The organism is Hymenobacter cellulosivorans (assembly GCF_022919135.1).
GTDB classification, from domain to species: Bacteria; Bacteroidota; Bacteroidia; order Cytophagales; family Hymenobacteraceae; genus Hymenobacter; species Hymenobacter cellulosivorans.
This window is the reverse complement of sequence record NZ_CP095049.1, coordinates 2169599-2195680: the sequence shown is the minus strand read 5'-3', so window position 1 is coordinate 2195680 and position 26082 is coordinate 2169599. Positions and strand designations below refer to the sequence as shown.

General features: G+C 60.0%; 17 protein-coding genes. All 17 read right to left on the bottom strand.

Translation table 11 applies throughout. From position 1 onward, the window contains the following. Positions 1-14: 14 nt before the first annotated feature. Positions 15-1055, bottom strand: a complete 1041-nt coding sequence (locus MUN80_RS09285; protein ID WP_244722676.1) for a hypothetical protein — start codon at positions 1053-1055, stop codon at positions 15-17. 175 nt (positions 1056-1230) lie between these two features. Next, positions 1231-1950: an SDR family NAD(P)-dependent oxidoreductase gene (locus tag MUN80_RS09280; protein WP_244722673.1), complete on the bottom strand. Its 720-nt coding sequence runs from the start codon at positions 1948-1950 to the stop codon at positions 1231-1233. Positions 1951-2055: 105 nt separating this feature from the next. Continuing rightward, on the bottom strand, positions 2056-2631 hold the full coding sequence (locus MUN80_RS09275) for a Crp/Fnr family transcriptional regulator (protein ID WP_244722670.1): 576 nt from the start codon (positions 2629-2631) through the stop codon (positions 2056-2058). A gap of 329 nt (positions 2632-2960) precedes the next feature. Then, positions 2961-3470 carry a hypothetical protein gene (locus MUN80_RS09270; protein ID WP_244722668.1) on the bottom strand — a complete coding sequence of 170 codons (510 nt, stop codon included), beginning with the start codon at positions 3468-3470 and terminating at the stop codon, positions 2961-2963. 209 nt (positions 3471-3679) lie between these two features. After that, positions 3680-4915, bottom strand: a complete 1236-nt coding sequence (locus tag MUN80_RS09265; RefSeq protein WP_244722665.1) for an aldose epimerase family protein — start codon at positions 4913-4915, stop codon at positions 3680-3682. Between the two features lie 70 nt (positions 4916-4985). After that, positions 4986-6899: a DUF294 nucleotidyltransferase-like domain-containing protein gene (locus MUN80_RS09260; RefSeq protein ID WP_244722664.1), complete on the bottom strand. Its 1914-nt coding sequence runs from the start codon at positions 6897-6899 to the stop codon at positions 4986-4988. Between the two features lie 2 nt (positions 6900-6901). After that, positions 6902-7606 carry a 3'-5' exonuclease gene (locus MUN80_RS09255; protein ID WP_244722663.1) on the bottom strand — a complete coding sequence of 235 codons (705 nt, stop codon included), beginning with the start codon at positions 7604-7606 and terminating at the stop codon, positions 6902-6904. A gap of 89 nt (positions 7607-7695) precedes the next feature. Next, the gene (locus MUN80_RS09250; protein ID WP_244722662.1) at positions 7696-10767 is read right to left on the bottom strand and encodes a glycoside hydrolase family 2 protein; all 3072 of its coding nucleotides are present in this window, start codon (positions 10765-10767) and stop codon (positions 7696-7698) included. 61 nt (positions 10768-10828) lie between these two features. Continuing rightward, the gene (locus MUN80_RS09245) at positions 10829-11848 is read right to left on the bottom strand and encodes a pectinesterase family protein (RefSeq protein WP_244722655.1); all 1020 of its coding nucleotides are present in this window, start codon (positions 11846-11848) and stop codon (positions 10829-10831) included. Between the two features lie 270 nt (positions 11849-12118). Then, positions 12119-13003 (bottom strand): pectinesterase family protein, encoded by an 885-nt coding sequence (locus MUN80_RS09240; protein ID WP_244724870.1) that lies wholly within the window; start codon positions 13001-13003, stop codon positions 12119-12121. Continuing rightward, positions 12891-13889, bottom strand: coding sequence for a rhamnogalacturonan acetylesterase (locus MUN80_RS09235; protein ID WP_244722652.1), 999 nt, complete (start codon positions 13887-13889; stop codon positions 12891-12893). The genes MUN80_RS09240 and MUN80_RS09235 overlap by 113 nt, the downstream gene beginning before the upstream one ends. A 186-nt stretch (positions 13890-14075) precedes the next feature. Next, the gene (locus MUN80_RS09230) at positions 14076-14861 is read right to left on the bottom strand and encodes a rhamnogalacturonan acetylesterase (protein WP_244722650.1); all 786 of its coding nucleotides are present in this window, start codon (positions 14859-14861) and stop codon (positions 14076-14078) included. Positions 14862-15159: 298 nt separating this feature from the next. After that, entirely contained in the window at positions 15160-16842 is a 1683-nt protein-coding gene (locus MUN80_RS09225; RefSeq protein WP_244722647.1) for a sodium:solute symporter family transporter, read from the bottom strand. A gap of 223 nt (positions 16843-17065) precedes the next feature. After that, positions 17066-19060 carry an alpha/beta hydrolase family protein gene (locus tag MUN80_RS09220; protein WP_244722644.1) on the bottom strand — a complete coding sequence of 665 codons (1995 nt, stop codon included), beginning with the start codon at positions 19058-19060 and terminating at the stop codon, positions 17066-17068. 99 nt (positions 19061-19159) lie between these two features. Further along, on the bottom strand, positions 19160-20677 hold the full coding sequence (locus MUN80_RS09215; protein ID WP_244722641.1) for a tagaturonate reductase: 1518 nt from the start codon (positions 20675-20677) through the stop codon (positions 19160-19162). 140 nt (positions 20678-20817) lie between these two features. Further along, the gene (locus MUN80_RS09210) at positions 20818-22641 is read right to left on the bottom strand and encodes a RagB/SusD family nutrient uptake outer membrane protein (protein WP_244722638.1); all 1824 of its coding nucleotides are present in this window, start codon (positions 22639-22641) and stop codon (positions 20818-20820) included. A gap of 19 nt (positions 22642-22660) precedes the next feature. Then, positions 22661-25972: a SusC/RagA family TonB-linked outer membrane protein gene (locus MUN80_RS09205; protein WP_244722636.1), complete on the bottom strand. Its 3312-nt coding sequence runs from the start codon at positions 25970-25972 to the stop codon at positions 22661-22663. Positions 25973-26082: the final 110 nt, after the last annotated feature.

Here is a 26082-nt window from a genome sequence, read left to right as displayed (position 1 = left end):
GGAACGGTAAGTGGCTAGTTGGCCAGCGGGGTCGGCAGCAGGCGGCGCAGCTCCGTGAACAACGGGTGTCGGTCTATAATCAAGGCCACGGCGGTGCTCACCACGGGTGCCGCCAGCAGCAGCATCCGACTCATCTCGCCCGAAAGCAGCATGTGTACCAGCACAATGGCCAGCACAAAGCCAGCCAGCGGCAGCCGGAGCTGGGCCAGCCACTGTTGCCGGGCCTGCTTCCCGCCCCAGAACCCAGCCAGCAGCACCAGATTGAAGAGCCCATACACCCCACTGCAGATAAATAAGCCTCGGGCAGAAAACAGCCAGCGCAGGTTGCTGAGCATATTATTGCCGTGTTTCAGTGCATTGACTACGCTGCCTAAGGCAGTGGGCGGGGCCAGGGCATCTACCACGGCGTGCAGCCCTGCTACTAGGGCGGCAGCGCCCAGCAGAGCCAGCAGCCGCTGCCACAGCGGCACAAAGCCACCGTATAGCAGTACCAGGGGCAGAAATAGAATGAAAGATTCCTTCAGCACCGGAGCCAGCACGGTCACGGCCAGCAGCAGTGGGCCCGAGCGCACGGTCAGGGCATAGTACAGAAGCACTACCATCAGTACCACGGCGCTGTCCACTAGCACGAAGCCCGTCACGTAGGCCGCCGCGCCGCACGTAATGACGGCAGCCATGCCGATTAGCGCCGGGCCGGCTGCGGCCCCGTGGGCGCGGGCCAGACGGAAGAGGTAGAGCCCGGCTGCGGCCAGTACCAGCGTATTGATGACAAAAAAGCTGGCCTTCAACGGGGAGGGGCCGGCCCCGTTGGTAGTTAAGTCAGTTGGCCCGGCTAGTATTCGGGTAATCGAGCCCGCCGCCAGCGGCAGAAGTACCCGGTAGCGGTGCGTGACGTTGACGTCGAAATTGCCCTGCGCCATCTGCAGGTAGCTGTGCTCATCAATGGTATAGCTGGCCGAGTGGTTGACCAGCATCCGGTAAGAATTGCCCCACAGCAGGGCCAGGGCTACCAAGTAGACAGGCCAAAACGATTTCCAGAACCCAGTTAGAGACATAACACGCGCAAACTGCTGGCAATATAAGCCTTGGTTAAAGGTTTAGTCCAACAGTCGCATGTAGAGCGGTAGGTTCTTAGCCTTCAGTGGCTTCGCACTGGTGAGCAATTTATAGGTCTTGCTTCTGCGTCTGATGCGTACATCTTAAGCTTACCCCGCTTTTTTATGCTCTCCATTAGATGTTAGCAACCATGCGACTAGCCGCATGTGGTGCAATCCGCAGCAGCGTTGGCAACAGCTTCATGGGTCCCGGCAATGCCATAGGCTGCCGCTGCGCTAGCGCCCTAAGTGTGACTGCTGCCACTTCCTCTACGGTCATTTTCTTCCGCGTTTCGTGAGCGGTGCTGGGAGTGTCCGTAGTGGTCGGTAGCAGTTCCAGCACGTGAGTTCCCTTCGGCGCAAGCTGTCGGCGCAGCCCTTCGGCAAAGCCATGCAGGCCAGCCTTTACCGCCCCGTAGGTCGGTGCCCGCGTAGGAGATACTAATGCAAAGCCGGAGGTGACGAACACGAGTGCCGTAAGGGCGGGCCAGCGGACGAGGACTTCACTGGTCAATTGGATGGGGGCCGTCAGATTAAGCGCAACCTCCTGTTCCAGGTCTGCTGTCGGGTCAACCCCGGTCGTAAAGTCCCGCTCGATGAAACGGCCGGCATTATTGACCAGCACATCGAGCTGCCCAAACCGCTCCGCTACCCGGTTCAGCATGGCGGCCCGCTCCGCCGCATTGGTCACATCGGCTTGGATTGCCAGCGCATTCGGGTAGGTCCGGGAAAAGTTTTCGAGGGCTTCCTTAGACCGGCCACAGACTGCGACAGCCGCACCCTGTGCCAGGAAGGCTTTCGCTAAACCAAGACCAATCCCCATCGTGCCACCCGTAATAAGAACAACCTGTGCCATGAAAGATGCTGAGTTTACAAAATGAAAAAAGCCTTGTTAAATCACCTATCCGAACGCTGGGACCGCACCGGCCAGATTGCCCAGACTATCAGAGAGGCATACCCATCAGCTACCTGTGCTTTTGCGGATGCGGCTGAGCGACTGTGGGGTAATACCCAGATAAGACGCTATGTAGTGTTGCGGCACACTCAGGACCAGGTCGGGGTAGCGCTTAACGAACTCCTGATATTTTTGCTTAGCCGTCCCGAAATGCAGAAAATCACTATCCTTCAGGTTGTTGAGCAGAGCCACTTCCGTTAGCAGCTTACTGAGGATGAATAGCTTAGGGCTTTCCACCACGAGTTGCTGCCAAGTACGCCGGTCAAGCAGCAGCAGCTCGCACGCCGTGAGGGCCTGAATGCCGACCTGCGTAGGCTGGTTGCTATGAAAGCTCTCTAGGTCCAGGATAAACTGGTGGGGCCGAATGAAGCACCGGGTGGCTTCTTCTTCCGGCTCCCGGCCCACCAGGTAGAGCCGACATACCCCGGTGCTGACGAAGCCTAGCTGGTTGGGGTAGTCGCCCGGGGCAAAGAAATGCTCGCCTGCCCGCAAATGCTGCGGTACAAACTGGCCGGTTACATGGGCAATTTCGTCGGCACTCAGCACGCCCCCGAACCCGAATGCCTTGCGTAGATTTTCCATGGGACTACTTACGCTGCCAGTATGAGCCTGAGGCAAAGCAGCCTACCAGCTATGGTATAGCCGGTCTCCGCTAGGGTGATGGTGGCACGCGTCCCCAGAAAACGGCTACGGCCAGTCAGTACTGTATTGCCTTTCATCATCGTGGAATTACACTGCAAAGGTCGAAGTGCTCCGGCGGTACCCACGTTACCAATTGGTAAGAAATAGAACGGCTAGCTAAAATAGCCCCTGGCACTTGGCCGGAGTGCTATGGCAAGGCCAGGATACCCACAAGCAAACAGCCCCCGCTACCAGAGGTAACGGGGGCTGTTGTCAGAATTCCGGGGGAATTACATGCCGGGCTTGGTCTTAGCCTTAGCCTTCATGCTGTCATCCTTGGTCTTCATTTTGCCTTTTTTGTTGGCTTTGTTTTTCACTTTGGTGCCGTCAGCTTCCATAGCGCCCGTGCTCATAGTCGAACCCGAGGTGGTGCCGGTGTCCATCGAGCCCGAGCCCGAGGTGGTGCTCATCGTGCCAGACGTGGTGCCGGTGCCCATCGAGCCCGAGCCCGACGTAGTGCCGGTGTTCATCGTGCCGCTGGTCGTGCCAGTGTTGTAAGTACCGCTGGTGGTACCGGTGCCCATGGTGCCGCTGGTGGTACCCATCGTACCGCTAGTCGTGCCGGTGTTCATCGTGCCGGACGTCGAGGCACCGCTGGTCATCGAACCGCTCGTCATCGAGCCGGATGTGGACGTGCCCGATGTCGAAGCACCGGCGGTGGTAGAACCCGAAGTCGTTTGGGCCGAAGCCGAAGTGATACCAGCAGCAAAAAGGGCAGCGAGAGCGAATGCAGTTTTCATAGTCGTGAGAGTTTTATGAAGTAGAGAGAAGGAACCGCGGTGGTTACCCACGGTAGAGCCTCTTACGGAGAAACTCCTCCGGTGTTGGAAAAAAATACTAATCTGCTTTCCGTTGCTTCCCTTTGCCCTGACTTCTTACCCCACAAAAAACCGCCTGGGATAAGCTTCCCAGGCGGTTTTTACCAATATCTAAAAGTTGACCAAGTAGGTTACGCCTCGGGGTTGGCCGGCTGAATACCAAACTTGTAAATAGTCGTCGACTGCAGGGTGGTGCTGGGCTGCAGGGTGGTGCTGGGAAACTTGGGCTGGTTGGGCGAGTCGGGGAAGTGCTGGGTTTCGAGGCAGAAGCCCGCGTGCTTGCCATAGGCCGTACCGCCCTTGCCCGTGAGGCTACCGTCGAGGAAGTTGCCGGTGTAGAACTGGATGCCGGGCTCGGTGGTGAGCACCTGCAGGGTGCGGCCCGAGGCGGGCTCCACCACCATGGCCACCGGGCGCAGCTTGCCCGTGTCGTTGAGTACCCAGTTGTGGTCATAGCCGCCGGGTACCTGGGCTATCCGCTCCCCAATAGCATGGGGTGTAGTGAAGTCGAAGGGTGTGCCTGTCACGGCGCGCAGCTCTCCGGTCGGAATCAGGTCGGCAGCTACCACCGTGTACTTATCGGCCGACAGCTGCACCTGGTGGCTTAGCACGTCTTTGCTCTGGCCCGCCCCGAGGTTGAAGTAGCTGTGGTTGGTCAGGTTGACGGGCGTGGCTTTGTCGGTGGTGGCCGTGTAGTCGATGCGCAGCTCGTCGGTGTCGGTGAGCGTGTAAGTGGCTGTCACGGTCAGGTTGCCGGGGTAGCCCTCCTCCCCGTCTTTGCTCACATAGGTCAGCTTCAGGGACTGACCCGCCTCGCCGCGGCCCGGCTCGGCCTGCCAGATCACCTTATCAAAGCCCTTGAGGCCACCGTGCAAATGGTTGGGCCCGTTGTTTTTGGCCAGGGTGTACTCTTTGCCATCAAGGGTGAACTGGCCTTTGGCAATGCGGTTGCCGTAGCGGCCAATCAGGGCCCCGAAATAAGGACCAGACTTCTGGTACTCCGGGCTCTGGTAGCCGCTCACGTTGTCGAAGCCCAGCACGATGTCGCCGAGCTGGCCGGCTTTATCGGGCACCTGTAGGCTGGTCACGATGCCGCCGTAGTTGGTGATGGTGGCCTTCAGCCCGTGGGCGTTGGTGAGCGTGTAGAGCTGGACTTCGGTACCATCTGTGGTTTTACCGAATGAAGCGGAAGTGGGCATGTTCTTGAGTGAGTCGGTTGCGGATGAGGCCGCGGCACCGGGTGAGGCGGCCGTTTGCTCGGGCTTTTTGGCTTGCTCGCAGCCCGCCAGGAGCAGTGCGGCCGAGAGGCTGCCGGTCAGCAGGGACGAGCGGAAAGGAAGTAGCGAAGTAGGGTTTGGCAGTAGCATAGAACGTAGGTGGGGTTGAAAAGGCGACGTAAGGAAGCCAAAAACGAGCATTTTCCGACTAGGCCCCACCTTATAAGGTTTTGGCGAAGCCAACTTTAATCTTGAGCTGGAAGTCGCCGATAACCTTGAAGATTTCCTTCAGGCTAACCTCCTCTACCCGGGTCAGGGTCTTGGGGTCAATGTAATTATCGGGCCGGCGTTTGTCGCTGATGATCTGCACGGCCTGCTTCTTGAGGCGCATACCCATCAGGTAGTAGTACGACTGCAGCAGCTCGTGGTACTCTTTATCGGAGAACACGCCCTGCTCCTGGAGGGCCGCCAGCCGCTCGCCGGTATTGGTCAGAAAGATGCGGTGCTTGAGGGCGTAGATGCGGGCCAGATCTACGATGGGCGTCATGGTTTTCTTCAGGTTGAACACCTGTTGGGAGCCTACGGTAAAGGTGCGGATGTTGCGGAAAAACGTCAGCGGGGGCTCAAACTGCAGGGCATTAATAGCCATGTAATAGAAAAACCGGTCGTGGGGTACCTGTAGCTGCTCGCTCAGAAAGGCCTGCAGCTCTTCCATGATGGTGGCGTCGCCGTAGAGGTAGCGGCAGTCGAAGAAGGCGGCGAACTGCATCACGGCCTCGGGGTTCGACTCGCTGATCCATTCGGTGTAGTTGCGCTTCCAGTGCGACAAGGAATGGGTCCACTTCGGGTTTTTGGCCATGAAGCCGCCTTCACAGAAGCTAAACCCGATGTCGTTGAGCTGGTCGGATACGCGGGTGGCAAATTGCTTGAAGTAGGCCCGCACGGCCTCGCGCTGCTCGTTGGCCTTGTCTTCGTAAATAATGGCGTTGTCTTGGTCGGTGAGTAGGGTTTGCTCCTTGCGGCCCTCGCTGCCCAGCACCATAAACACGAACTTGGCCGGCGGCGGCCCTAGTTCCTGAATCACGCCCTCAATGACTTTGAGGGCAATGGTGTCGGAAATGCTGGTGATGAGCTGGTTCACAATTTCGGGCTTGACGCCGCGGTCCAGGAGCTGATAGACCATGTCGGGCACCTGCTCCCAGCGCCGCCGCAGCTCTTGGCCCGACACGGCCTGCTTCACCGACTGGATGAAGATAAACGGCGACTGGGCCTGGTCGCTGAGCAGCTTGTTGCGGCTCACAAACCCGACGTACGTCCCGGCCTCGCCCTGCACCAGTAAGTAGCGGGTCTTGGTCTGAAACATCAGCAGAATGGCCTCATACACGTAGGCCTGGGCGCTAATACTGACCACGGGCGCATCCATGACGGCACTCACCGGCTGGCGGGCGTCGATGAGGCCGGCTACTACTTTGTCGCGCAGGGTGATGTCGGTGACGTAGCCCGTAACGGTGCCGGTCGTGTCGTCGGTGATGAAGTAGCAGCTGGTGCGGGCCTCAGCCATGCGGCGGGCCACTTCGTGAATGGGTGTGGTGCCGGGGCAGGCCAGTAACTCGCGCAGCTCTACGGCTTCGAGACGGCGCGAGTAGAGCTGGTCGGAGGCCAGGTAGTTCTGGGCGATGCTGCCGGTTTGGTTGAGCTTGACGAAGTGGGCATACTCGTCGTCGAGCATACGCTGCCCATACTTGGTGGTGAAGTGCTCAAAGAAGCCCGCATAGGCCTGGCACAGCGCCTTAAAGTCGCGGCGGTGCAGGAAGTAGACCCGGGTGCCGCGCTTGGCCAGCACCGTGCGCAAGGAGCGTTTCTTGTTGAGCAGCACCGAAATACCACCGTAGCAGCAGCCCGGCCCACAGTGCTCCACCAGGCGCTTGTTTTGCTGGCTGTCGTAAAAAAACGTTTCGTACTCCCCTTCCACTACAATATCGAGGCCGCGCAGCTTGCTCACGTCCTGCATGTAGATAACGGCCTCGCGCGGGTGGGTCACTTCTTCCAGCAGCTCGGCAATTTCGCGCAGCACGTCGTCGGGCAGCAGGTCAAAGGGCTTGACAGTGCGCAGGAAATCTATCCGGTCGGTCATGGTTAGAGAAATAAAAAGTAAACGCCCAGCAGAAGCAGAGCCAACAGCAGCAGTCCGGCAAGTATAGCCGAATAACTGGGCTCCGCCGCGACCGTGGGCCGCCGGAAAGGCGCCTGGGCCGCAATGGTTTTTTCGGTGACGTCGCCCTGCCGCCACAGCTCGAAAAAGCAGCGGGCCGTGGCCTGGGCGTCCACCAGCGCGTCGTGCTGCCGCTCCAGGGGCTCCTTAAACAGCCGCTCGTACAGCTCACCCAGGCGCAGGTAGCGCTGGGCCCCGTTGCGCACGAAGCTGCTGGTGGGCAGCATGGTGCAGAAGGTGGGTAGCACTTCCAAGGGGTTTTCCAGACCGGCCCGGTAGAAGCCCACGCCCAGCATGTGAAAATCGAGCTTCATGAAGTGGGCCACCACCAGGGGCTCGTAGCGCAGCAGGTCCTGAAACAGGCGGTGCATCACCTCGTGCCGGGACTGGCCATGCTCCTGCAAAAACTCCCGGGTCAGGCCGTGCACGCTCACCGAGGCGGGGCTCACGTCGTAGTCGCTGGGCAGAATGTAATGGTTTTCGGCCTTGATTTCCTCGCCTGCTTTGGTGTATACCACCCAGGCCAGCTGGGCAATGTGGGGCCAGTTGCCCAGCACCGAATACGGCTGCGTCCAGTCCTGCGGAATGCCGGAGGTTTCGGTATCGACGAACAGCACGTACTCTCTCACGGCAAAGGCAGGGCGGTTATGGGCGCGGGGGCGCGGCCCCAAGATACAGAACCAGCGGCGTTGCTGCCCGGTTTGGCGCAGGTAGGCTCTTACTCCGCTTTATTGGCGAAGCGTAGCATGTTGAGCAAGAGCTGCTGGCCCACCAGATTGGCCTTGTTTTTCTGGGACGTGTTGAAGGTTTTCATGGCCTCGTTTTCCCCGTCGCCCTCGGCCCGCTTGCCCACCGCTACTTCCTTGAGGCAGGCGGCCATGTCCAGGGCCGAGAGGATGATGCGGCCCCGGCCGTGGGGCACGATACTCAGGGCCGAGTACACTTCCTTCTTGTGGTCGGAGACGCAGCCCACCACGGTTTCGCCGTTGAACAGGCGCAAGCCCAGGCGGCTGCGGTTGTAGGTAGCAAAGCACTGGTATTCCCAGTTGAAGACGCAATTCTGGGGCAGGCCCTCAAACAGCGGGTGGCTTTTGACGAAGTAGTTGCCACCGTACCAGCTGGTGCCCAGCTCCTTGAGGCCGCGGTAATCCACGACTTCCTTGCGGCCCAAATGCGTGGCCCACTTGTCGATGTTGCCCACCACAATCAGCGTGTTGCCCTCGTTCACCCACTCCAGGATTTCGGTTACCAGCGGGTTGCCGGTTTGCTGCGGGTTGAAAGCCCCGACGAGCAGATACTTACCCTCCGGCCGCCCCGACTTAAATTCCCGGAACCCCGCCACGCCCACCGATTTGAGGTACTTGCCCAGCACCCCGCTGGTATCAGCTACCATGCCCTGGGCCGGAATTCCGGCCGTGTTGAGGCGTAGGGCCAGCATGGAGTCATTACCGGTGGCTACCGTTTTGCCGCCACTAAGCAGCTCGGCCGTCACGTGGGTGTAGCCTGCCGTGCGGGGCACTACTTTCAGGCCGGCTTTCAGCAGCTCGCCGTAGGTGGTGCCCCCACTCACGCGCACGGGCAGCTTGCGGCTGAACACGACGGCGCCTTTTTCGTCGGTAGCTTTTACCAGCAGCGTGAGCTTGCCCTTGAGGTTAGCTTCGTTGACGATAAACAAGTCCACCGTAGTCGTGTCGCCGACGCCCAAGACCTTGCGGTTCAGTTTCACGGCCACGTAAAGCGGGCGGTTGTAGTGGGCAATAAGCTCGACGTCACCTTTGGGGTTGCGGTAGTTGTCGACGATGCCGGAGTGGTTTTCCAGCATCATGCTTTCCCAGCCGTTCACGGCGTAGCCGTCGGTGGTGTTGTTGAGGCGAATGTTTTCGATGGTGCGGCCCTGGTAATAATAGGCCACGTTGCCCATAGCCTTGGTCAGCGCATCCACCGTCGGGAAGGCCGCCCGAAAGCCAGGCGTGTTGGTCAGGAACTGGTCGTAGGCGTCGTACCACTGCAGGTAGCTGGCCGTTTCCCAGCCCTGGTCCCGGCCGGTTTTCAGGATTTCGTTGCGAATCAGCTCCAACCGCGGCGGCGTGCCGATGGCGCCTTCCTCACCGTAGTAAATGATTTCGTCCTGGTGGTCGGTGTAGCGCAGGTAGCTGGTGGGGTTGGTGTAGAGGTTGTCGTGGTAGGTACCCGGGCCGCCGGCGTGGTGCTGGTCAAACCAGCCGTAGTCGTGAAATTCGTTGCTGTAGGGTAGCAGGTGCAGCTTAAAGCGCGGGTTGGGCTTGAGCGTCGGGTCGCCGTTGGAGGAGTTGTACGTCAGCAGCCGGGAATTGTCCAGGGCGTGGGCGGCCAGCATCTGCTGCCGGTCCTGGTCCTGGGGTGGGGCGCCCCGCTCGTTGTGGAAGTTGTAAATAACCAACGAGGGGTGGTTCCGGTCGCGCCGGATCATGCGCAGCACTTTCTCGGTGCGGGTGGCAAAGTAAAAGTCGGTCTGCCGCCGGCCCAGCAAGTCGGTGGGGTTGAACTTGTCGACCGGGTAGGAGTTGCCGCCGGGCTCTTCGAAGTACAACAGGCCCAGCTCGTCGGCGTAGTCGAGCACGTTGGTTTGGCCGATGGTGCGGTGAAAGTTGAGCATGTTCAGCCCCAGGGCCTTGGCCGTTTCGACCTGCTTGCGGGCCAGCGCATTACTGGGCGCAATACCATTCACCGGCCAGAAACCCCAGGAAATAGAGGTGCGCAGCACGATGCGCCGGCCGTTCAAGAAGAACTGCCGGTCATGGCCCGCCACGTCCCGGATTTCAAACCACCGGAAGCCAAAGCGCTGGGCGTAGCTGTCGGTGCGCTCGTCGCTGCCCTGCCAGGTGGCAGTCAGCACGTACAGGTTCGGGTTGTCCACGCTCCACAGCTGAGCCTCGGGCACCGTCACGCTCACCGCCTTGACAGTAAGACCCGTCGGCAATTCGCTCAGTGGGTAGCGCTGGCTGAACACCGTTTTGCCTCCAGTCTTGCGCTCCTGAATTTGGAGCAGCAGCGTGCCGGCTGCGGGCTGGCCGCTGCGGTTGTCGGCGGTTACTTCCACCTCAATCTTGCGCGGGTCGGGCTGGTTTTTCACGAACACGTCGTGGATAAACACCGGCTCGGTGGCCCGCAGCCGCACGCCGCCAGTGATGCCGCCGAAGCCGTGGGTCGGAATCGTGCGGTAGCTGCCCCACATGAAGTTCTGGGAGTCGCGCCAGTCGAAGTTACCGTTGGGGTCGGTGATGCGGATGGCCAGGTCGTTGTCCTGTCCGTACTGCACGAAGTCGGTGATGTCGACTTCAAACGGCGTGCTGTTGACCAGGTCGTAGCCCACCAGCTTTTGGTTGATGAAGATTTCGGCCCGAAACCGTACGCTCTCAAACTGCAACGTGAGGCGCTTACCGCGCAGCCCGGCGGCTACGGGCAGCTTGGTGCTAAACCACGATACGCCGAGGTAATTGCCGCTGAGCCCAAACGCGTTACCGTTCTGGCCCCAGTAGTACTGTTCCACCGTAGCTGGCAGGTGCACCGTCTTGGTGTCGCCGGTATTCAGCGCTGCCCAGCCGCCAGTAGGTTGGGGCTGGGGCAGCGTGCGCACGTCCACCGGTGGCACCAGTAGGCGGTCCTCAATCCAGCGGGCCTTGGGGTCGAGCCACAGCTTCCAGTCCTGGGTCGAAAGGTCCTGCTCTATTCGGCCTGGCTGCGCCCGCACAGACAGTGGCAGGCTACCCAGCCAGATCAGGACGAATAGAAGCGTAGTTCGTAGGGGCATGTGGTAGGATTGAAGCAAAACAGGCGTCGTAACGACCTGATAATCTCGAGTAGGCTTTCTCCTACTTGCGGGCCGGGTCCCAGCCTTCGCCGCCGGCGAAGATGTTTTTCAGCGTGTATTGTTTGGCCTCCTTAGCCGTGAGCTGGCGGGCCCACTTTACGCGCTCCTTGGGGTTGGCGCCGGGGCCGCTAGAGTTGTATTCGGCGTAGTACACCGTCTTTTCGTTGTCGGGGTTGCGCCAGTTGTCCCAGCCGGCGGGCGTAATGTGGGCACCCAACTCACAGTTGATAAACACCGTTTTGGCATTGGGACGCCAGGGCCGGCCCAGGTACACTTTCTTGGCCTCGTCGTTGGCCGTGAGCTTGCAGCCGAGCAATACGTAGCCGTACTTCTGATGGGCCGTGGTAGAAGCGGCCGTGACGTAGGAGTTGCGCTTGCTACGCAGCTCACAGCCCTCGAAGACCACCGTGGCGGTGCCGAACAGAAAGTCGGTGGTGCCCTCGATGTAGCAGTTCTGGTAATACTGCCGGCTGTTTTCGACGGCCATATACAGCGTGTCCTGGTTGCCCAGCATGCGGCAGTTGCGGAACGTGGCCCGGTCGCCTTCCACGTGCAGGGCTACGGCCTGTCCCACGGGGCCAGCGGAGTTTTCGAAGGTGATGTTCTCGGCCGTAAAGTCGTTGGCCTGCACCAGCACCGTGTGCGAGGTATACGTACTATGCTTCTGCGCATCGCCGGAATAATCGCCGAAGCTGATGATAACGCCGGTGTTGCTTTCGCCCAGCAGCGTGACGTGCGTCTTGTGCGAGGGCACCACCAGCTTCTCGCGATAGGTGCCGTTCTTGATGAATATCGTTACCGTGACTTGCGACAAATCCCGGGAGTCATTCACTGCTTCCTGCACGGTGCGGTAGTCGCCGGAGCCATCCTGGGCCACGGTCATGCGCGTAACTTGTGGTGGGGCGGGCGTTGGGGCCGGTTTGGCGGCCGGTGGAATGGGAGCCGGTGTCGTTATTTGGGCGTGGAGCTGAGTGGCAGCTACGACAAGGCCGGCAGTCAGCAAGAATCGGGGCAAGAGCATGATGGAGCAGTCAGGGCGGAAGGAAAAAAGGCTTGTTCCCTTATTCCTTCCTTGCAGAAATAAGGAGACAACTAATCTGTTGACAAGAAAACATCAGAACGTCATTCCGAGCCCCGCGAAGAATCCCGCGTGCTGGCGCTGTTAGAAAAAGAACGTCATGCTAAACGAAGTCGAAGCATGACAACACCGCTGCACGCGAGATGCCTCCTATCTGCTAGAAGCGCAGCATGTTCGACATGACAGGCTGTTAGGCTATTGGCGGGTTCTCGCTTAGTCCTTGGTCGGGTCCCAGTTGCGGAAGACCTTCTCGCGGGTGTAGTTCTTGGCTTCTTCGTCGGTAAGTTGGTGGCTCCAGGCCACGCGCTGCTTGGGCTGAGCGCCTTTGCCCTTGCTCTGGTACTCGGCGTAGTAAGCGGTTTGCTTGTTGGTTTCCTTGCCCCAGTGGTCCCAGCCCACAGTGCTGATTTGCTCGCCCAGCTCGCACCGGATGTAGACCGTTTTGGCGTAGGGCCGCCAGGGTCGGCCCAGCATAAAGCTGCCCGCCGGGGCGTCGCCAGTGATTTTGCAGTTCTGAAACACGTAGCCGTAGCGGGTGCTGTCGGGGGTGGAAGCAGCCGTGACGTAGCCCCCACCCTTCTTGCAGAAGATGGTGCAGTCCTCGAAGAAGGCGGTGCTGGAGCCGAAGATGAAGTCCACGGTGCCCTCGATATAGCAGTCCTTGTAGTACTGCCGGCTGCCGTAGCCGTAGGTGTAGAGCGTGTCCTGGAAGCCCAGGAAGCGGCAGTTCTTGAAGCGGGCTTTGTCGCCGGCCACCCACACCGCCACGGCCTGGCCCACGGGCCCCGAGGAATTCTGGAAGGTGATGTTCTCGGCCGAGAAGTCGGAGCCGTAAACGTAGATGCTCGACGAGCCCGAGGTGCCCTTGTCCTCGCCGAAGATGTTTTTCTTCTGGTTGTAGTCGTCGTAGCTCAGCACGGTTTTCTCCCGGTCCTCGCCAATGATTTTGACCAGGTTCTTGGAGCCGGCCAGAATGAGCTTCTCCTTATACACCCCCTTCTTGATGAAGATGGTGGTGACTTTCTTGCGGAAGTCGGGCACGGCGTTGAAGGCCTCCTGCACGGTGCGGTACTGGCCCGAGCCATCCTGGGCTACCACGAAGTCGTAGCCCAGGGCGCGGCCCGCCACGAGCAAGAGCAGGCCGAATAAACTCAGTAGTTTTCTCATGGCGCGGTGGGTTGGTCGTCTTTACCAGGAGTCTTAGCGGGCGGCACGGCGTTCTTGGCCGTGGGCTTACCAATTCGCTCCGACAGCAGGGGAGCTTCTGGGCTATTACCTGGCTCACCACGAGCTGAGCCATCTTGCGGGCGCCTAGCTCGCTGAAGTGGGTGTTGTCGTTGCGGCCGTAAGGGTAGTTGGGATGGTCGCCGGGTTCGAGCTGCAGAAAGAGCTGCTTCGACTGCTCGGCTCCGTACTTCTGCAGCAGTTCCCGGCTCATCTTGTCGAGGTCAATCAGCGGCACTTTCAGCTCCCGGGCCACATCCATCGTGGCGGCTGAATAGGCCACGTGGGTTTCCATAATCTTCCCTTCCTTGTCGAATTTGCGGCGGGTGACGGGCGTAATCAGCACGGGGTAGCCTTTCTTGCTGCGCGTCTCGGTTACGAACTTCGTCAGGTTCTTGCGGTAGTCGGCCGGTGAAGTGTAGCGGTCGGGGTGCGCTTCCGATTCGTCGTTGTGACCGAACTGAATGAAGACGTAGTCGCCTTCCTGCAAGGCATCCACAATGGGCTGCCAGCGGTTCTCGGCCAGGAAGGTGCGGGTGCTGCGCCCGTTCTGGGCCCGGTTATCGACGACGACCGTGGAGTCGAAGTAGGTGGGCAGCGGCATGCCCCAGCCGGTTTCGGGAAAGGTCTGCTTGATTTTCTGGGCAATGGTAGAGTCGCCGACGAGGTAGAGCTTGATCTTCTTCGGCGGCGGGCTGGTGAAGGCTAGTAGCAGCAGCATGGCCAGGGGCCCGAGGCGTTTGAGCCAGTTGGTTTGCATAGCGGGTGGGTTGGAAACGTTATACACGAGCAATGAAAGCAACAGAAACACTTGTCATGTCGACCAGCAGGAGACATCTCGCGTGTTTCGTTGAGTATACTAACCCAACAGCAGCACGTGAGATGTCTCGCAATGCTCGACATGATGTTCTGGTAGGGTTGCTTGATGTGTTCAAGCAGTAGCGGTTTACCGGGCCTGCGCGTCCACGGTCTTCTTGACTTCGCGCTTCACGATACGGTCGGCGAGGTCGAGTTTGAGGGTGCGGATGTCGGCAAGAACGAGTTGGGCCATCTTGCGGGCTCCCAACTCGCTGAAGTGGGTGTTGTCGTCGCGGCCGGCGGGGTAGTTGGGGTGCTCACCCGGAGCCAGGTGGTTGAAGAGCAGCTTGGAGTTTTCCGGGCCGAACTGCTGGAGCAGGGCCAGGCTGGTGGCATCCAGGTCAATGAGGGCAACTTTCTGCTCTTGGGCCACGGCGCGCACCAGGGCCGCGTACACGGCGTGGGTTTCCTCGACTTTACCAGCCGCGTCGAACTTGCGGCGGGCCACGGGCGTGAGCAGGACCGGCGTGGCTTTTTTAGCCCGGGTTTCGGTGATAAAGCGGATCAGGTTGGCACGGAAGTCGGCCTCGGGCGTGTAGTTGGCCTTGGTGGGCACCTCGTCGTTGTGGCCGAACTGGATGAAGACGTAATCAACGGGCTTGAGGTCAGCGGCCACCGGCTGCCAGCGGTTCTCGGCCAGGAACGACTTGGTGCTGCGCCCGTTCATGGCCCGGTTGTCGACCGTGACGGTTTCGTCGAAAAAGTACTTGAAGGGCATGCCCCAGCCGGTTTCGGGAAAGGCTTTTTCCTCCTTGTTGGCCATCGTGGAGTCGCCGATGAGGTAGACTTTGATGGCCGCGGGCGGGGCGCCGGTGAAGGCCAGCAGCGCGAGCAGGCAGCACGCGGCGGCCACGGAAAGCACACGGTGAACCATGCAGATCGGGTGAAGGGTGGGAAGAGGCAAGTTCGTCTGCGTGTCCCATCCGGGGTGGCCGCCGGCCTATCAGCCCGCTTGTACCCCGAACCGGGTTGCGCGTTTCGGCAAGTAAGACCAATTCCAGGCCGGAAAAGAGGAGCTCCGGGAGTTTATTTGCGCAAACGTTGCCGGGAACGTTGCCACGGAACGGCGGCACAGCAGTGGCGCTACGAAGACGCACTACTAAAAAAGGCGGCTGCACTCTCGTGCAGCCGCCTTTCTCAACGTTACGGAAGGGCTTCCCTCCTACTCTGGCTTACCAATAAATGGTGTAGAGCGCCGTCAGAATGACGGCAATAACCATGGCACCGATGGTGAAGCTGCGCTGGGGCTTGAACATGCTGGCATCTACTTCCAGGCCTTTGGCTACTACGCCACGGCTGGTTTCGAGCAGGCTGATGATGACCATCACGATGATGCAGATGACGAACACGAAGCCCATCCGGTCAAGAAACGGAATTTCGTAGACGCCGGCCTGGCTTTTCACCGCGAAGCCCAGCGGGGCCAGGAAGGAGAGGTCCACGAGGCCGGGCAGGAACTTGAACATGATGGAGAGCAAAAAGCCGCCGATGGTAGCAAACAGGGCCGCATTGGAGGTTGTTTTCTTCCAGAAGAAGCCCAGGATGAACATGGCGAAAATACCGGGCGACACGAAGCCGGTGTACTCCTGAATGTACTGGAAGCCACCTTTCTTGTCGATGCCCAGGTGGGGCGCAATCAGCACGCCCAGAATCATGGCGACTACCACAGCAATCTTACCGACGGCTACGAGCTTCTTCTCCGAGGCACCTTCGTTGAGGACTTTCTTGTAGATGTCGAGCGTGAAGATGGTGGCAATGGAGTTGGCCTTACCCGCCAGCGAGGCTACTACGGCGGCTGTCAGAGCGGCGAAAGACAAGCCTTTCAGGCCCACGGGCAGAATGTTGAGCAGCACGGGGTAGGCACGGTCGGGGTTTACTTCGCCGTCCTGCATCATCTCCGGGCCGAAGATATCCTGCTTGAAGAGTACGTAAGCCGCAATGCCGGGCAGCACCACGATGATGGGCATGAGCAGCTTGAGGAAGGCAGCAAACAACAGACCCGAGCGGGCTGTGGGCAGGTCGGCACCAAGGGCGCGCTGGGTGATATACTGGTTGCAACCCCAGTAGTTCAGGTTCACAATCCACATACCGCCGAGCAGCACGGTCAGGCCCGGCAGGTCGATGAAGTTGGGATTGTCCTGCTTGAAAATCATCTGGAAGTGGTCAGCAGCCTGGTCCTGCATCAGCTTGAAGCCGCTGATAACGCCCGACTGGCCGTAGTGGTCGGCCACCATGTCGAGGGCCAGGTAGGTCGTAGCCAAGCCGCCCAGAATCAGGAAGAATACCTGAATCACGTCGGTGAAGCCGATTACCTTCATACCACCCAGCGTGATAATCACGGCAAATACGGCCAGGGCGTACATGCAGAAGGTCAGATTCAGGCCGGCAATACTGCTGATGGCAATGGCGCCCAGGTAGAGAATCGAGGTCAGGTTGACGACGACGTAGAGCATCAGCCAGAAAATGGCCATAATCATGGCCACCGTGCCGTTGTAGCGCTGGTGCAGAAACTGGGGCATCGTGAAGATGTGGTTCTTCAGATACACCGGAATAAAGAACACGGCCACGATAATCAGCGTCAGGGCGGCCATCCATTCGTAGGTGGCAATAGCCAGACCCATCTTAAAGCCCGAGCCCGACATGCCCACGAATTGCTCAGCCGAGATATTCGAGGCAATGAGCGAGGAGCCAATGGCCCACCAGGTCAGGGAGCCTTCGGCCAGGAAGTAGTCCTTGGAGTCGCCTTCGGCAGTGCCGTCGTGGCCGGTTTTGCGGCGGTAGATCCAGATGCCGTATCCTGACACTATCAGGAAGTAGACAAAGAATACAATGTAATCTAGGGTGGCGAGTTGATTCATTGAAACAGTGAAAGAGTAGGGAATTCAAGGTGGAGCAGGGAGGCAGGCTCAGCCGTGCGCCCGGAAAGGTTGGCTAAAGCTAAGTTTCTGCGTCCTGAGTTCCACCCTTGGAACCCTAAATAAAGCGGTTAATCCTGGCTTTATCCTTCCTAAACCGTCACGTGAACTACCGCAACCGTTTGCATAGACCAGCTTCCGCCCCCCTTCTTCTCTCCCACTCCACTCACGGATTCGTCGGCATCAGGCGCTGTTGCTGGCTCAAAACCGCTGTTAAATCGGGCAGGTCGTAGCGGCGCAGCACGCCGGGCAGCACCAGTGAGTACCAGTCCTTGCCGGTGGGCTGGGCCAGCACTTGCTGGAAGGAGGTAATCGTAGCGCCGGCCCAGACTTTCGCAATCTTGGGCGTCAGGACGGCCGCGTGCAGGGCTACCGGCGCGGCGCGGCCAGTGGCGTACAGTTCCACAGCGGCGGGCTGCAGCCGCGGCTCCTGCCCGATGAAGCTCAGCAGCATAAACACGTCGACTACGCGCTGGCCCAGTAAAGATTGACCGACGTGCAGGGCTGTCAGGGCGTTGCGGTACTCGCGGTTGTAGAACTTCTTGTCGTTAAGCGTCTCCGGGTCGGTAGACTCGCCCAGGCCGCGCAGGTCAGCCAGCAGCACCGCGTAGTTTTGCCGCAGATAGCCTTGGAGCAGAGCCGTGCTGTCGGCTACGGTCCGCTTGCCCCGCTCGGGCAGCCACAGTATTACCTTGCTAACCGGCGCTTCGCCGGCGGGCAAGGCCAGCAGGGCCGGCAAGGGAACCTCGCCTTCGCGCCGAATGATAAGTTTGCGTAGCGGGGTGTTGTCTTTGGCCGCCACGGTTTCTTTCCACTCCACGGCCACCGGCGCATTGAGCTGGGCCGGGAGCTGTAGCTGCTGCCGAATAGCAGCGGGCAGGTTCTGGGGCGTGCCGGTTTTCTGGCGCTGCCGGGCCAGCTCGGCGGCTAGGTTCAGGTTGCGCTGGGGCAGCAGTACTTCGTCTTTGAAAGCCGTGGCAACCTGCCCGGTTTTCGTGCACCACAGTTCCTCCGGCTTCAGCGTAGCCAGGCTTTCTTCCCGAATGGGTTGGTTGTCCTGGTAGAGCCAGCGGCGGAACCACTGCACGGCGGCTTCACGCTTGGGCAAGGAAATACCGTGGCCGTCGTCGTAAGTAAACAGGCTGACTTTCTCGGGCTGCCCCAGCCGCTGGTACACTTGCTGCAGTTCGGCGTGGGTTTCCTGGATGATGTTGTAATCGACGAAATCGAAGCGGCCAGCCAGGATTTGCAAAGGCTGAGGGGCAAACATGATGGGCCAGTCGGCCACGTCGAGGCGGGCCTGGCCCAGGCCGGGTACCATCACGCAGCCGTCGGAAGGACCGGTCAGCTCCAGTACCCGTTCCCCGGTGGCTACGTAGCTGCACAGCGAGGCCACTTTCACCCGCTCGTCAAAGCCGATAAAGTAAGCCGTTTGGGTAGCGCCGCCCGAGTTACCCAAGGCCCCGATTCGCTCAGCGTCAACTTCCGGGCGGGTGAGCAGGTAGTCGAGCCCGCGCACGTTGTCCCAGAGCTCATCGGCCACGCTACTGGTGCCGAGCAGGTTGGATTCGCTGTTGAGCAAGGTGTGCTCGGTAGTACCCCCGCGGGTCAGGGGTTTGCCGGCTGCATCCACCAGCTGGTACCGCTCGCCCTGCGAAATCGGGTCAATGACGAATACTAAAAACCCGTTTTTGGCAAATAGAATGGCCGTCTTTTGGTAGGACTCGGTGGCTTTCGACTCGGCCTCGTGCCCGCAAAACAGCAGCACGCCCGGCCGCTTGCCTTTAGGTCCGTCGGGCAGGTAGAGGTTGGCCGTGACGTGGTGGCGCGGGGTGCTTTCGTAGATTACCTTCTCGATGCGGTACCCGTCGTGGGCCAGCTTACCGGTAATGGTGGCCTTGAGCGGCGTTTTGGCTGGCATCGGGCCCAGTACCCGGCGAAAGCGCGCCCGGGCACTGTCGCGGTAAGCGCGCACCCCAGCTGCCGAACCCAGCGCCTGCACGAAATCAGTGCGGCGAGCGGCGTATTGCTGGTGCATTTGCTGCACCAGGCCCGTATTGAGCGACACGTTGGCCTTCCAGTCGAGTACGTCATACGGCTTCTGGGCCTGGACCACCCGCAGGCTTAACAGGCCTAGCAAAGTCAGCAAAAGGTTTTTCATACGGGGCGGCGGCATGGCGAATAGTAAAGGTATGCGGACCGAAAAAAGCCCGGGCAGAAGATTCTACCCAGGCTTTTTGGTTTGCTCAGCGGGTTAGGCTTAGGCCGAAACCGGCGCGTTGAGCTGACTGGCCACCGTGGCGTACACACCCTGCTCCACCATCTGTTGTAGGCAGCCGGTTATCTGGGCGGCAAAGCCCGGCAATTGGGTCAAATCCTGCTGCCACAGGCTCTGGTTACGCAGTACTGTGCCTACCAGCTCGGTGGGCGTCAGGCGCTGCCAGAGGTCGGCAAAGTAACCGGCTTTTTCGTCCTGAATCGGGTATTCCTGGCCGTTCAGCTCCCCGTACCAGGTGTGGTCCTGCTGGCGGGTGCCGCGCATAAAGAGCAGGTAGGCGGCAAAGCCCAGGGCCGCGTAGCGCGGGGTTTGCCTTGTCCGCTCGGCGTAGCAGGCCAGCGTGGCCACGGCCCGCATCTGCAGCTTGGCCGAGTAGTTCAGGGTAATGCCCAGCCAGCGGTGCTCGATGTAAGGGTTGCGGAACCGGTCCAGCACTTGCCGGCCAAACTCGCGCGACACGTCCTCGGCTACCGGATACGGGATACCAGCCCGTAAGTCGTCCTGCATTAGATGACTGATAAGGCCGCTCAGCACCTCGTCTTCCATGGCCCCGCGCACCGTGTCGAAGCCGCTCAGGAAAGCCAGGCCGCAGCTCAGCGTGTGCGTGCCATTGAGCAAACGCAGCTTAAGCTCCCGAAATAGGTTGATGTCGGGCTGAATAACCACGCCTTTATCGACTTGCCCGAAGGAAAGCACCTGACGCACGTTTTCGTCGCCCTCAATGGCCCAGAGCCGGTAAACTTCCGACATCGTGAGCAGGTCGTCGGAGTAGCCCAGCTCGGCTTCCAAGGCCGCCTGCATGGCTGCGTCGGGCCGGCCCGGCACGATACGGTCCACGAGCGAATTACAGCAGGTGTTGGCCGTTTCGAGCCAGTCGATAAACTCGGCTTCCAACTCATTGCGGTGGGCCAGCTCCAGCAGAATGGCTTCGAGCTTGCTGCCATTGTCAGAAATCAGCTCGGTGGGCACCATCACCAGGCCCTTGCTTTTGTCGCCGCCGAAGGCTTGCCAGCGGGTGTAAAGCACGGCCAGCAGCTTGCCCGGAAACGACACGGGTGGCATTTGCCGCACGTCGTCTGCCATGAGCTGAATGCCGACCTCGGTCGTGTTGGAAATCACCACCTGCAACTCAGGGCTCTTGGCAAACTCCAGCACCTCGGCCCACTGGCTTTTGGCCGACAAAACGCGGCTGATGGCCGAGCAGACTACGTTTTTCTCGACTTGCTGCCCATCCTCGATGCCCCGTATGCCCAGGGTGTAGAGGCCGCTTTGGCGGGTAAAGGCGTTGATATCGCCGCCGTCGGTGGATTTGACCACCACGATACGACCGTTGAAAACGCCCTGGCGGTTGGCTTTATCAATCAGGTAATCGGGCAGGCCGCGCAGCAGCACGCCAGTGCCGAACTGCAGCACTTTTTCGGGCAGGGTCAGCAGCTCAGCGGCGGGCATGGCGACGGCCGCAGTGGGCTGCCGGGTAATTGTTGGGGAGAGGTAGGTCATCGGATCAGCGGCTGGTCGTCATCGGGAGAGAAATGCACGCTTGGCCGGCCAAAACTGGGCGGCTAAAACCACAAGCCACGGCCTTCTCGCAAGAAGACCGTGGCCCGGGCATTAGCTTTCCGCGTTCAGGCCGGTCATGGTTAATAGCTGACGTTCTGCGTGAGCTGGTTGTTGGTGTTGCGCGCCTCGGCCGGGATAGGGAGCAGCTGCCGGGCTGGCTGATAACCGGAGGCAATGTCGGCGATGCGGGCCTCGGTCACGCTGCGGCGCCAAGCCACGGCTGTGGTGTTGGCCGGTGGCGTTTCCAGGGCGGGCGAAGGCCGGTAGAGCGAGCGGGCCAGCACATAAGGGCTGATTGGCGGAGTACCACTGGCTGGGCGCAGGTTGTAGAAGATGTTCAGGGGAATGTTGGCGTACTGCCCACCCCCGGTCTGGTCGGCAATCCAGCCGCGCAGCGTGGTTTTAATCTCCTGGAAAGTGCTACCCAGCTTGTTCCAGCGAATCAGGTCATACTTGCGCATACCTTCCCCGCCAAACTCCAGGTGACGCTCCTTCATGATGGCCGCTTGAAACTCGGCGTAGCCCATCGGAACCGCGGGAGCTGTGCCGGGCCGGTAGCCCCGGTCGCGCACTTCTTTCAGGGCCGCGCGGGCAGCCGCCGTGGGTGCGCCGGTCGCTTCGTTTTCAGCTTCGGCAAACATCAGCAGCACGTCGGAGAAGCGGATCAGGGGCCAGTTATAACCCAGAGCCTGGGCCGAGCCGCTCCGGATGGTGGGGTTGGTGCTCCACTCCCGCCGGAACTTGCCGTCGTAGGCCGTAATCATGTTGGTCGGAATCTTGGCCGGAGAGGAGTTAACATTCCGTATCTCGTATGGCGCAATGGTCACGTCGCGCCGTGTGTCGGTCGAGTCGAAGGCGTAGAAGTAGGTAGGCTGCAGTACGATAGCCCCGCTAGTCAAACCCAGGTTAGTTGAAGCTTCCCTGATACGCGGGCCATTGTAGTAGCCCAGCTTGCTGTCAGTCGTAGCGCCGTTGACGGTACCACCCATAGCCACTTCAAACATTATTTCGTGCTTAATGTCTGCTTGGCGGCTCAACTCGCAGATGCTACGGAAGGTTTGCTCGAAGCTAGAGTTCATGTCGTGCTCCCCGCGCTTGGCCATCAGCTCGGCGCATTCCTTACGCACGATGTCGTAGAACTGCTTATAGTCGGAGGCACGCTCGGCAGTGCCAGTCTTCGAGCTGGTGTAATACCCGGCACGGTATAGGGCCAGACGAGCACGCAGGGCCTTCACAGCACCTTTAGTGATGCGCTCATCAGCGGCTACTTCCGAGCGCCAGGGCACCAGCGTAGCTGCCAGCTCCAGGTCGGCCAGCATCTTGTCCAGGATTTCGTTGCGGTCGGTGCGCGGAATGTTAAAGTCCTGGCCAGTCACGGTGGGCTCATAAGGTGCCGGTACGTCGCCCCAGTTGCGGATCAGCTCGAAGTAGTACTGGGCGCGCAGCGTGAGGGCCTCGCCGTGCAGGCGCTGAATTACCTTCTGGTCGGCACCGCCGTTGTACTGCGTCATCGTCGGGATGTACTTGATGCAGATGTTGGCGCGCTCAATGCCTTTGTACAACGCGTTCCAGGCGTTGCGCACGTCGGCGTTGGTTACGTTCGAGTTGTAGCGGGCAATACCACGGCGGCCTTCACCGGCGTCGTCGCCGGTGGGCACGTTCAGGAAGTCCTCCGAATCGTAAGGGAAATAGCAGCTGATGCGGTTGCCGTAGGCCGCGTCGCCGGCCATGGGCGCGTAGGCCCCGATTACGGCGCTGTAGGCCCCGCTGACGGTGCTGAAAACGGCCTCAGACGTATCAATTGCAGTAGGCTCTACTTCCAGGAAATCTTTGCAGGCGGTCATTAAGCCCGACAGGCAAACAATACCCAGGGCAGCCATGGTGGAGCGAAATATGCGTTTCATCGGATGGGTGAGTCAGGTATTAGAAAGTAAGGTTGAGGCCAGCCAGGAAGGCGCGGCTACGCGGGTAGGCGGCGTAGTCTACCCCGGGCGTCAGCGGGGATGAGCGGCGTGTGTTCACCTCCGGGTCGTAGCCCGTGTATTTGGTGAAGGTGTAGAGGTTGTTGACCGTCACGTAGAAGCGGGCCTGACTCAGCTTGGCGTAGCCGCTGATGGACTTAGGCAGGGTGTAGCCCACGGTCAGGTTGTTGATGCGCAGGAACGAGCCGTCCTCGATGGCCCACGAGTGCGGGAACAGCGTGCGCGTCGGCGACCAGATACTAGCGTTCTGGTTCACGCGGCGGGTAGTTTCGAGGTCGGTAATCAGCACGCCGTTTTCGTCGATCTGGCGGTAGCGGTCCTTCATGATGCCCAGGCCGTTGCTGAGCTGGGAGTTGGGCAGGTAAGAAGTCAGCTCAATCTTGTTGGCGTTGTACACATCGTTGCCGTACACAAAGTTCAGGAAGATACTGGCGTCGAACTGCTTGTAGTTGAACTGCTGGTTCAAGCCACCGGTAAACTTGGGGTTGGCGTTGCCGATAACCTGACGGTCGTTGGCGTCTACCACACCGTCGTTGTTGATGTCCTTGAGGCGAATGGTGCCAGGAGTTACCTGCTGGCCTTGTCCCGAGAAGCCGGTAATACCCCGGTCCGAAACCACACCCTGCTTAAGCACCCACTGGCCGTTCACGTAGCCCGAGAAGTCGTCGGCGTCGTAGAAACCTTTGCCGTTGCCGCTTTCAAAGTCGGTTACGTAGCCGTACATCAAGCCCACAGGCTGACCAACGCCCACGAAGTAGTCGGCGGCAATGGCCGTGCTGGCCCAGCCAGAGTACTGCAGTGGCAGCGCCTCGCCGCCCCCGATGCTTTCCACGCGGTTGCGGTTAAACGAGAGGTTGGCGTTGGCCGTCCAGGTGAAATCCGTGGTTTGCAGGGCAGTGCCGCTCAGCTGCAGTTCCACGCCGCGGTTCGACGTCGAGCCCACGTTGATCAGCTGGGTGGTGTAGCCGGTGGTAGCCGGAATAGCCAGGTTCAGCAGCAGGTCGCTGGTTTTGTTGTAATAAGCGTCGGCCGTGAACTGCACCCGGTTGTTGAACAAGCTCAGGTCGATACCCACGTTGGTCGAGGCAGTGGTTTCCCACTTCAGGTTGGGGTTAGCCAGCGAAATAGCGGCGGCACCGGGTACAATCTGGTCGTTCAAGGCGTAGTTGCTGCCGTTGCCGCCGGTCAAGAACAGTGGGTCGTAGAGGAAGTCGTTAATGCGGTTGTTACCCGACAAGCCGTAGCTCAAACGCAGCTTCAGGTCGGAAACCGTGGCGGCGTAGGGCTGCATAAAGTCTTCCTGCGAAATGCGCCAGGCCAGCGACACGGCCGGGAAATAGCCCACTTTGTTCGGGCTCTTAAACTTCGAGGAACCGTCGGCGCGGAAGGTGGCCGTCAGCAGGTAACGCTCATTATAGGAGTAGTTCAGGCGGCCAAAGCCGGAGAGCAGGCGGGAGTTTTCGCCAATGCCGGTAGTGGGAGCCGGCTGGGGCGTGCTCGGGGCGCTGGGGTCGCGCTGGGTAATGTTGTCCAGGGCGCGCTGGTACCCAATGGCCTTGGGCAGGTAGTAGCTGGTTACGTTCAGGAAGGTATTCTTCCGGGTGTAGATTTCCTGGCCAATCAGCGCGTCAAAAGAGTGCCGGTCCTTCTTGAAGTTGTAGGCCAGCGTGTTCGACTGGTTGATGGTAATGTTCTGGCCCGTGCCAATCTGCACGTAGGGCAGGCTGGCGAAGTTGCGGGTGTTGGGCGAGTACTGGCCGTAGAACAGCTCCCCGCGGGTGTAGGTGTTGTCGAAGCCCAGTACCGAGCGCAGGGTCAGGTTCTTCAGGATGTTGTAGGACGCGTTACCGCTGAAGTTGAACACGCGGCGCAGGTCCCGGCGGTACTCGTTGTTAATAGTCAGCACGGGGTTCGACAAGGAGCCCGACGCGTTGAAAAAGTCTTCCGTATCGGGGTTGTCATCGATGCTCACGCCGTCGGGCACCTGGCCAGGAATCACCAGGGGCTGGTACACCAGCGTGTTGCGCAGGCGGGAGTTGGTAGTCGAGCCGGTGCCCGCAGCCGAGGTGCCGGCGCCGGTTACGGCCTGGTCGGTCAGGCGGGTGCTGAAGCCCACGCGGAACTTGTCGTTGGCTTTGTGGTCGAAGCGGAAGTTGACCAGGTTACGGGTAAAGCCCGAGTTGAGCTGAATGCCGTCCTCGTCGTTGCGGGTCACGCTCAGCGAGTAGGTCGTGCCCTTGGCGCCGCCGGATACCGACAGGTTGTGGGTTTGCTGGAAAGCGTCGCGGCCAAATACCCGATCCTGCCAGTTGATAAACTCTGAATTGCGCAGGCCGCCCAGCGTATCGTAACCAGCAATGGTCGAATAGTCGCGGGTGTCGCGGAAGGTGGAGCTGCCGAAGCGGTTACGGAAGCTGCGGATCTGGTCGGCGCCCGAAATGCGCGACTTCTCGTAGGCGTAGTCGATGTAGTCGGCGGGCTGCAGTACGTCCAGGGTCTTGGTGATGCGGCGGAAACCGGCGAAGCCCGTGTAGGCCACCGTCGTTTTGCCTTCGCGGCCCCCTTTGGTCGTGATAATAACCACGCCGTTGGCACCGCGGGCACCGTAAATAGCGGTAGCGGCGGCGTCCTTCAGAACGTCAACCGACTGAATATCCTGGGGCGAAATCACCGACAGGGCATTTTCCAGCTGCACACCATCTACTACGTACAGCGGAGAGTTGTCTTGGGTAATGGAGCCCCCACCACGCACCCGGATGCGGACGTCCGAACCGGGCTGGCCTTCCGAGGCCGTAACCTGCACCCCGGCCAAACGGCCCGACAGGGCTTCGGCAGCGGAGTTAACCGGTACGTCTTTGATCTGCTGGGCGCTTACCGACGATACCGAGCCGGTTACGTCGCGGCGGTTCACGGCGGCGTAGCCAATTACCACCACATCTTCCATCACCTTCGTGTCGGGGCTGAGCTGCACCGTCACGTTGTTGTTGCTGCCCACCGGCACGTCTTTCGAAACGAAGCCGATGTAGCTCAGACGCAACACGACGTCCTGGGTCGAAGCGGGAATAGTGATGGAGAACTTGCCGTCCATATCCGTGGAGGCGCCGTTGGTAGTACCTTTCACGACTACCGTCACCCCGGGCAATGGCTCGTCTTTCTCAGTGGATCGAACGACCCCCTGAATGCTGCGCTGCTGGGCAACTGCATGCAGCGCAACGCTCAGCAGCAGCCAGAGGAACAGTAGGTGCTTTCTCATTTGAAGTAGGTGTGGGAATTTGAAAATGACAATTGTAAAACCCCGGCAGGTCAGCAAACGGCGAGTGTGGAGAAACTCACCTTGGGAACTATCTACTGGCACGAACGGGG

Bases quoted from the DNA above. Each gene is read 5' to 3' on its own strand.
- MUN80_RS09285 (WP_244722676.1), bottom strand. From the start codon at position 1,055: ATGTCTCTAACTGGGTTCTGGAAATCGTTTTGGCCTGTCTACTTGGTA.
- MUN80_RS09280 (WP_244722673.1), bottom strand. From the start codon at position 1,950: ATGGCACAGGTTGTTCTTATTACGGGTGGCACGATGGGGATTGGTCTT.
- MUN80_RS09275 (WP_244722670.1), bottom strand. From the start codon at position 2,631: ATGGAAAATCTACGCAAGGCATTCGGGTTCGGGGGCGTGCTGAGTGCC.
- MUN80_RS09270 (WP_244722668.1), bottom strand. From the start codon at position 3,470: ATGAAAACTGCATTCGCTCTCGCTGCCCTTTTTGCTGCTGGTATCACT.
- MUN80_RS09265 (WP_244722665.1), bottom strand. From the start codon at position 4,915: ATGCTACTGCCAAACCCTACTTCGCTACTTCCTTTCCGCTCGTCCCTG.
- MUN80_RS09260 (WP_244722664.1), bottom strand. From the start codon at position 6,899: ATGACCGACCGGATAGATTTCCTGCGCACTGTCAAGCCCTTTGACCTG.
- MUN80_RS09250 (WP_244722662.1), bottom strand. From the start codon at position 10,767: ATGCCCCTACGAACTACGCTTCTATTCGTCCTGATCTGGCTGGGTAGC.
- MUN80_RS09245 (WP_244722655.1), bottom strand. From the start codon at position 11,848: ATGCTCTTGCCCCGATTCTTGCTGACTGCCGGCCTTGTCGTAGCTGCC.
- MUN80_RS09235 (WP_244722652.1), bottom strand. From the start codon at position 13,889: ATGCAAACCAACTGGCTCAAACGCCTCGGGCCCCTGGCCATGCTGCTG.
- MUN80_RS09230 (WP_244722650.1), bottom strand. From the start codon at position 14,861: ATGGTTCACCGTGTGCTTTCCGTGGCCGCCGCGTGCTGCCTGCTCGCG.
- MUN80_RS09225 (WP_244722647.1), bottom strand. From the start codon at position 16,842: ATGAATCAACTCGCCACCCTAGATTACATTGTATTCTTTGTCTACTTC.
- MUN80_RS09220 (WP_244722644.1), bottom strand. From the start codon at position 19,060: ATGAAAAACCTTTTGCTGACTTTGCTAGGCCTGTTAAGCCTGCGGGTG.
- MUN80_RS09215 (WP_244722641.1), bottom strand. From the start codon at position 20,677: ATGACCTACCTCTCCCCAACAATTACCCGGCAGCCCACTGCGGCCGTC.
- MUN80_RS09210 (WP_244722638.1), bottom strand. From the start codon at position 22,641: ATGAAACGCATATTTCGCTCCACCATGGCTGCCCTGGGTATTGTTTGC.
- MUN80_RS09205 (WP_244722636.1), bottom strand. From the start codon at position 25,972: ATGAGAAAGCACCTACTGTTCCTCTGGCTGCTGCTGAGCGTTGCGCTG.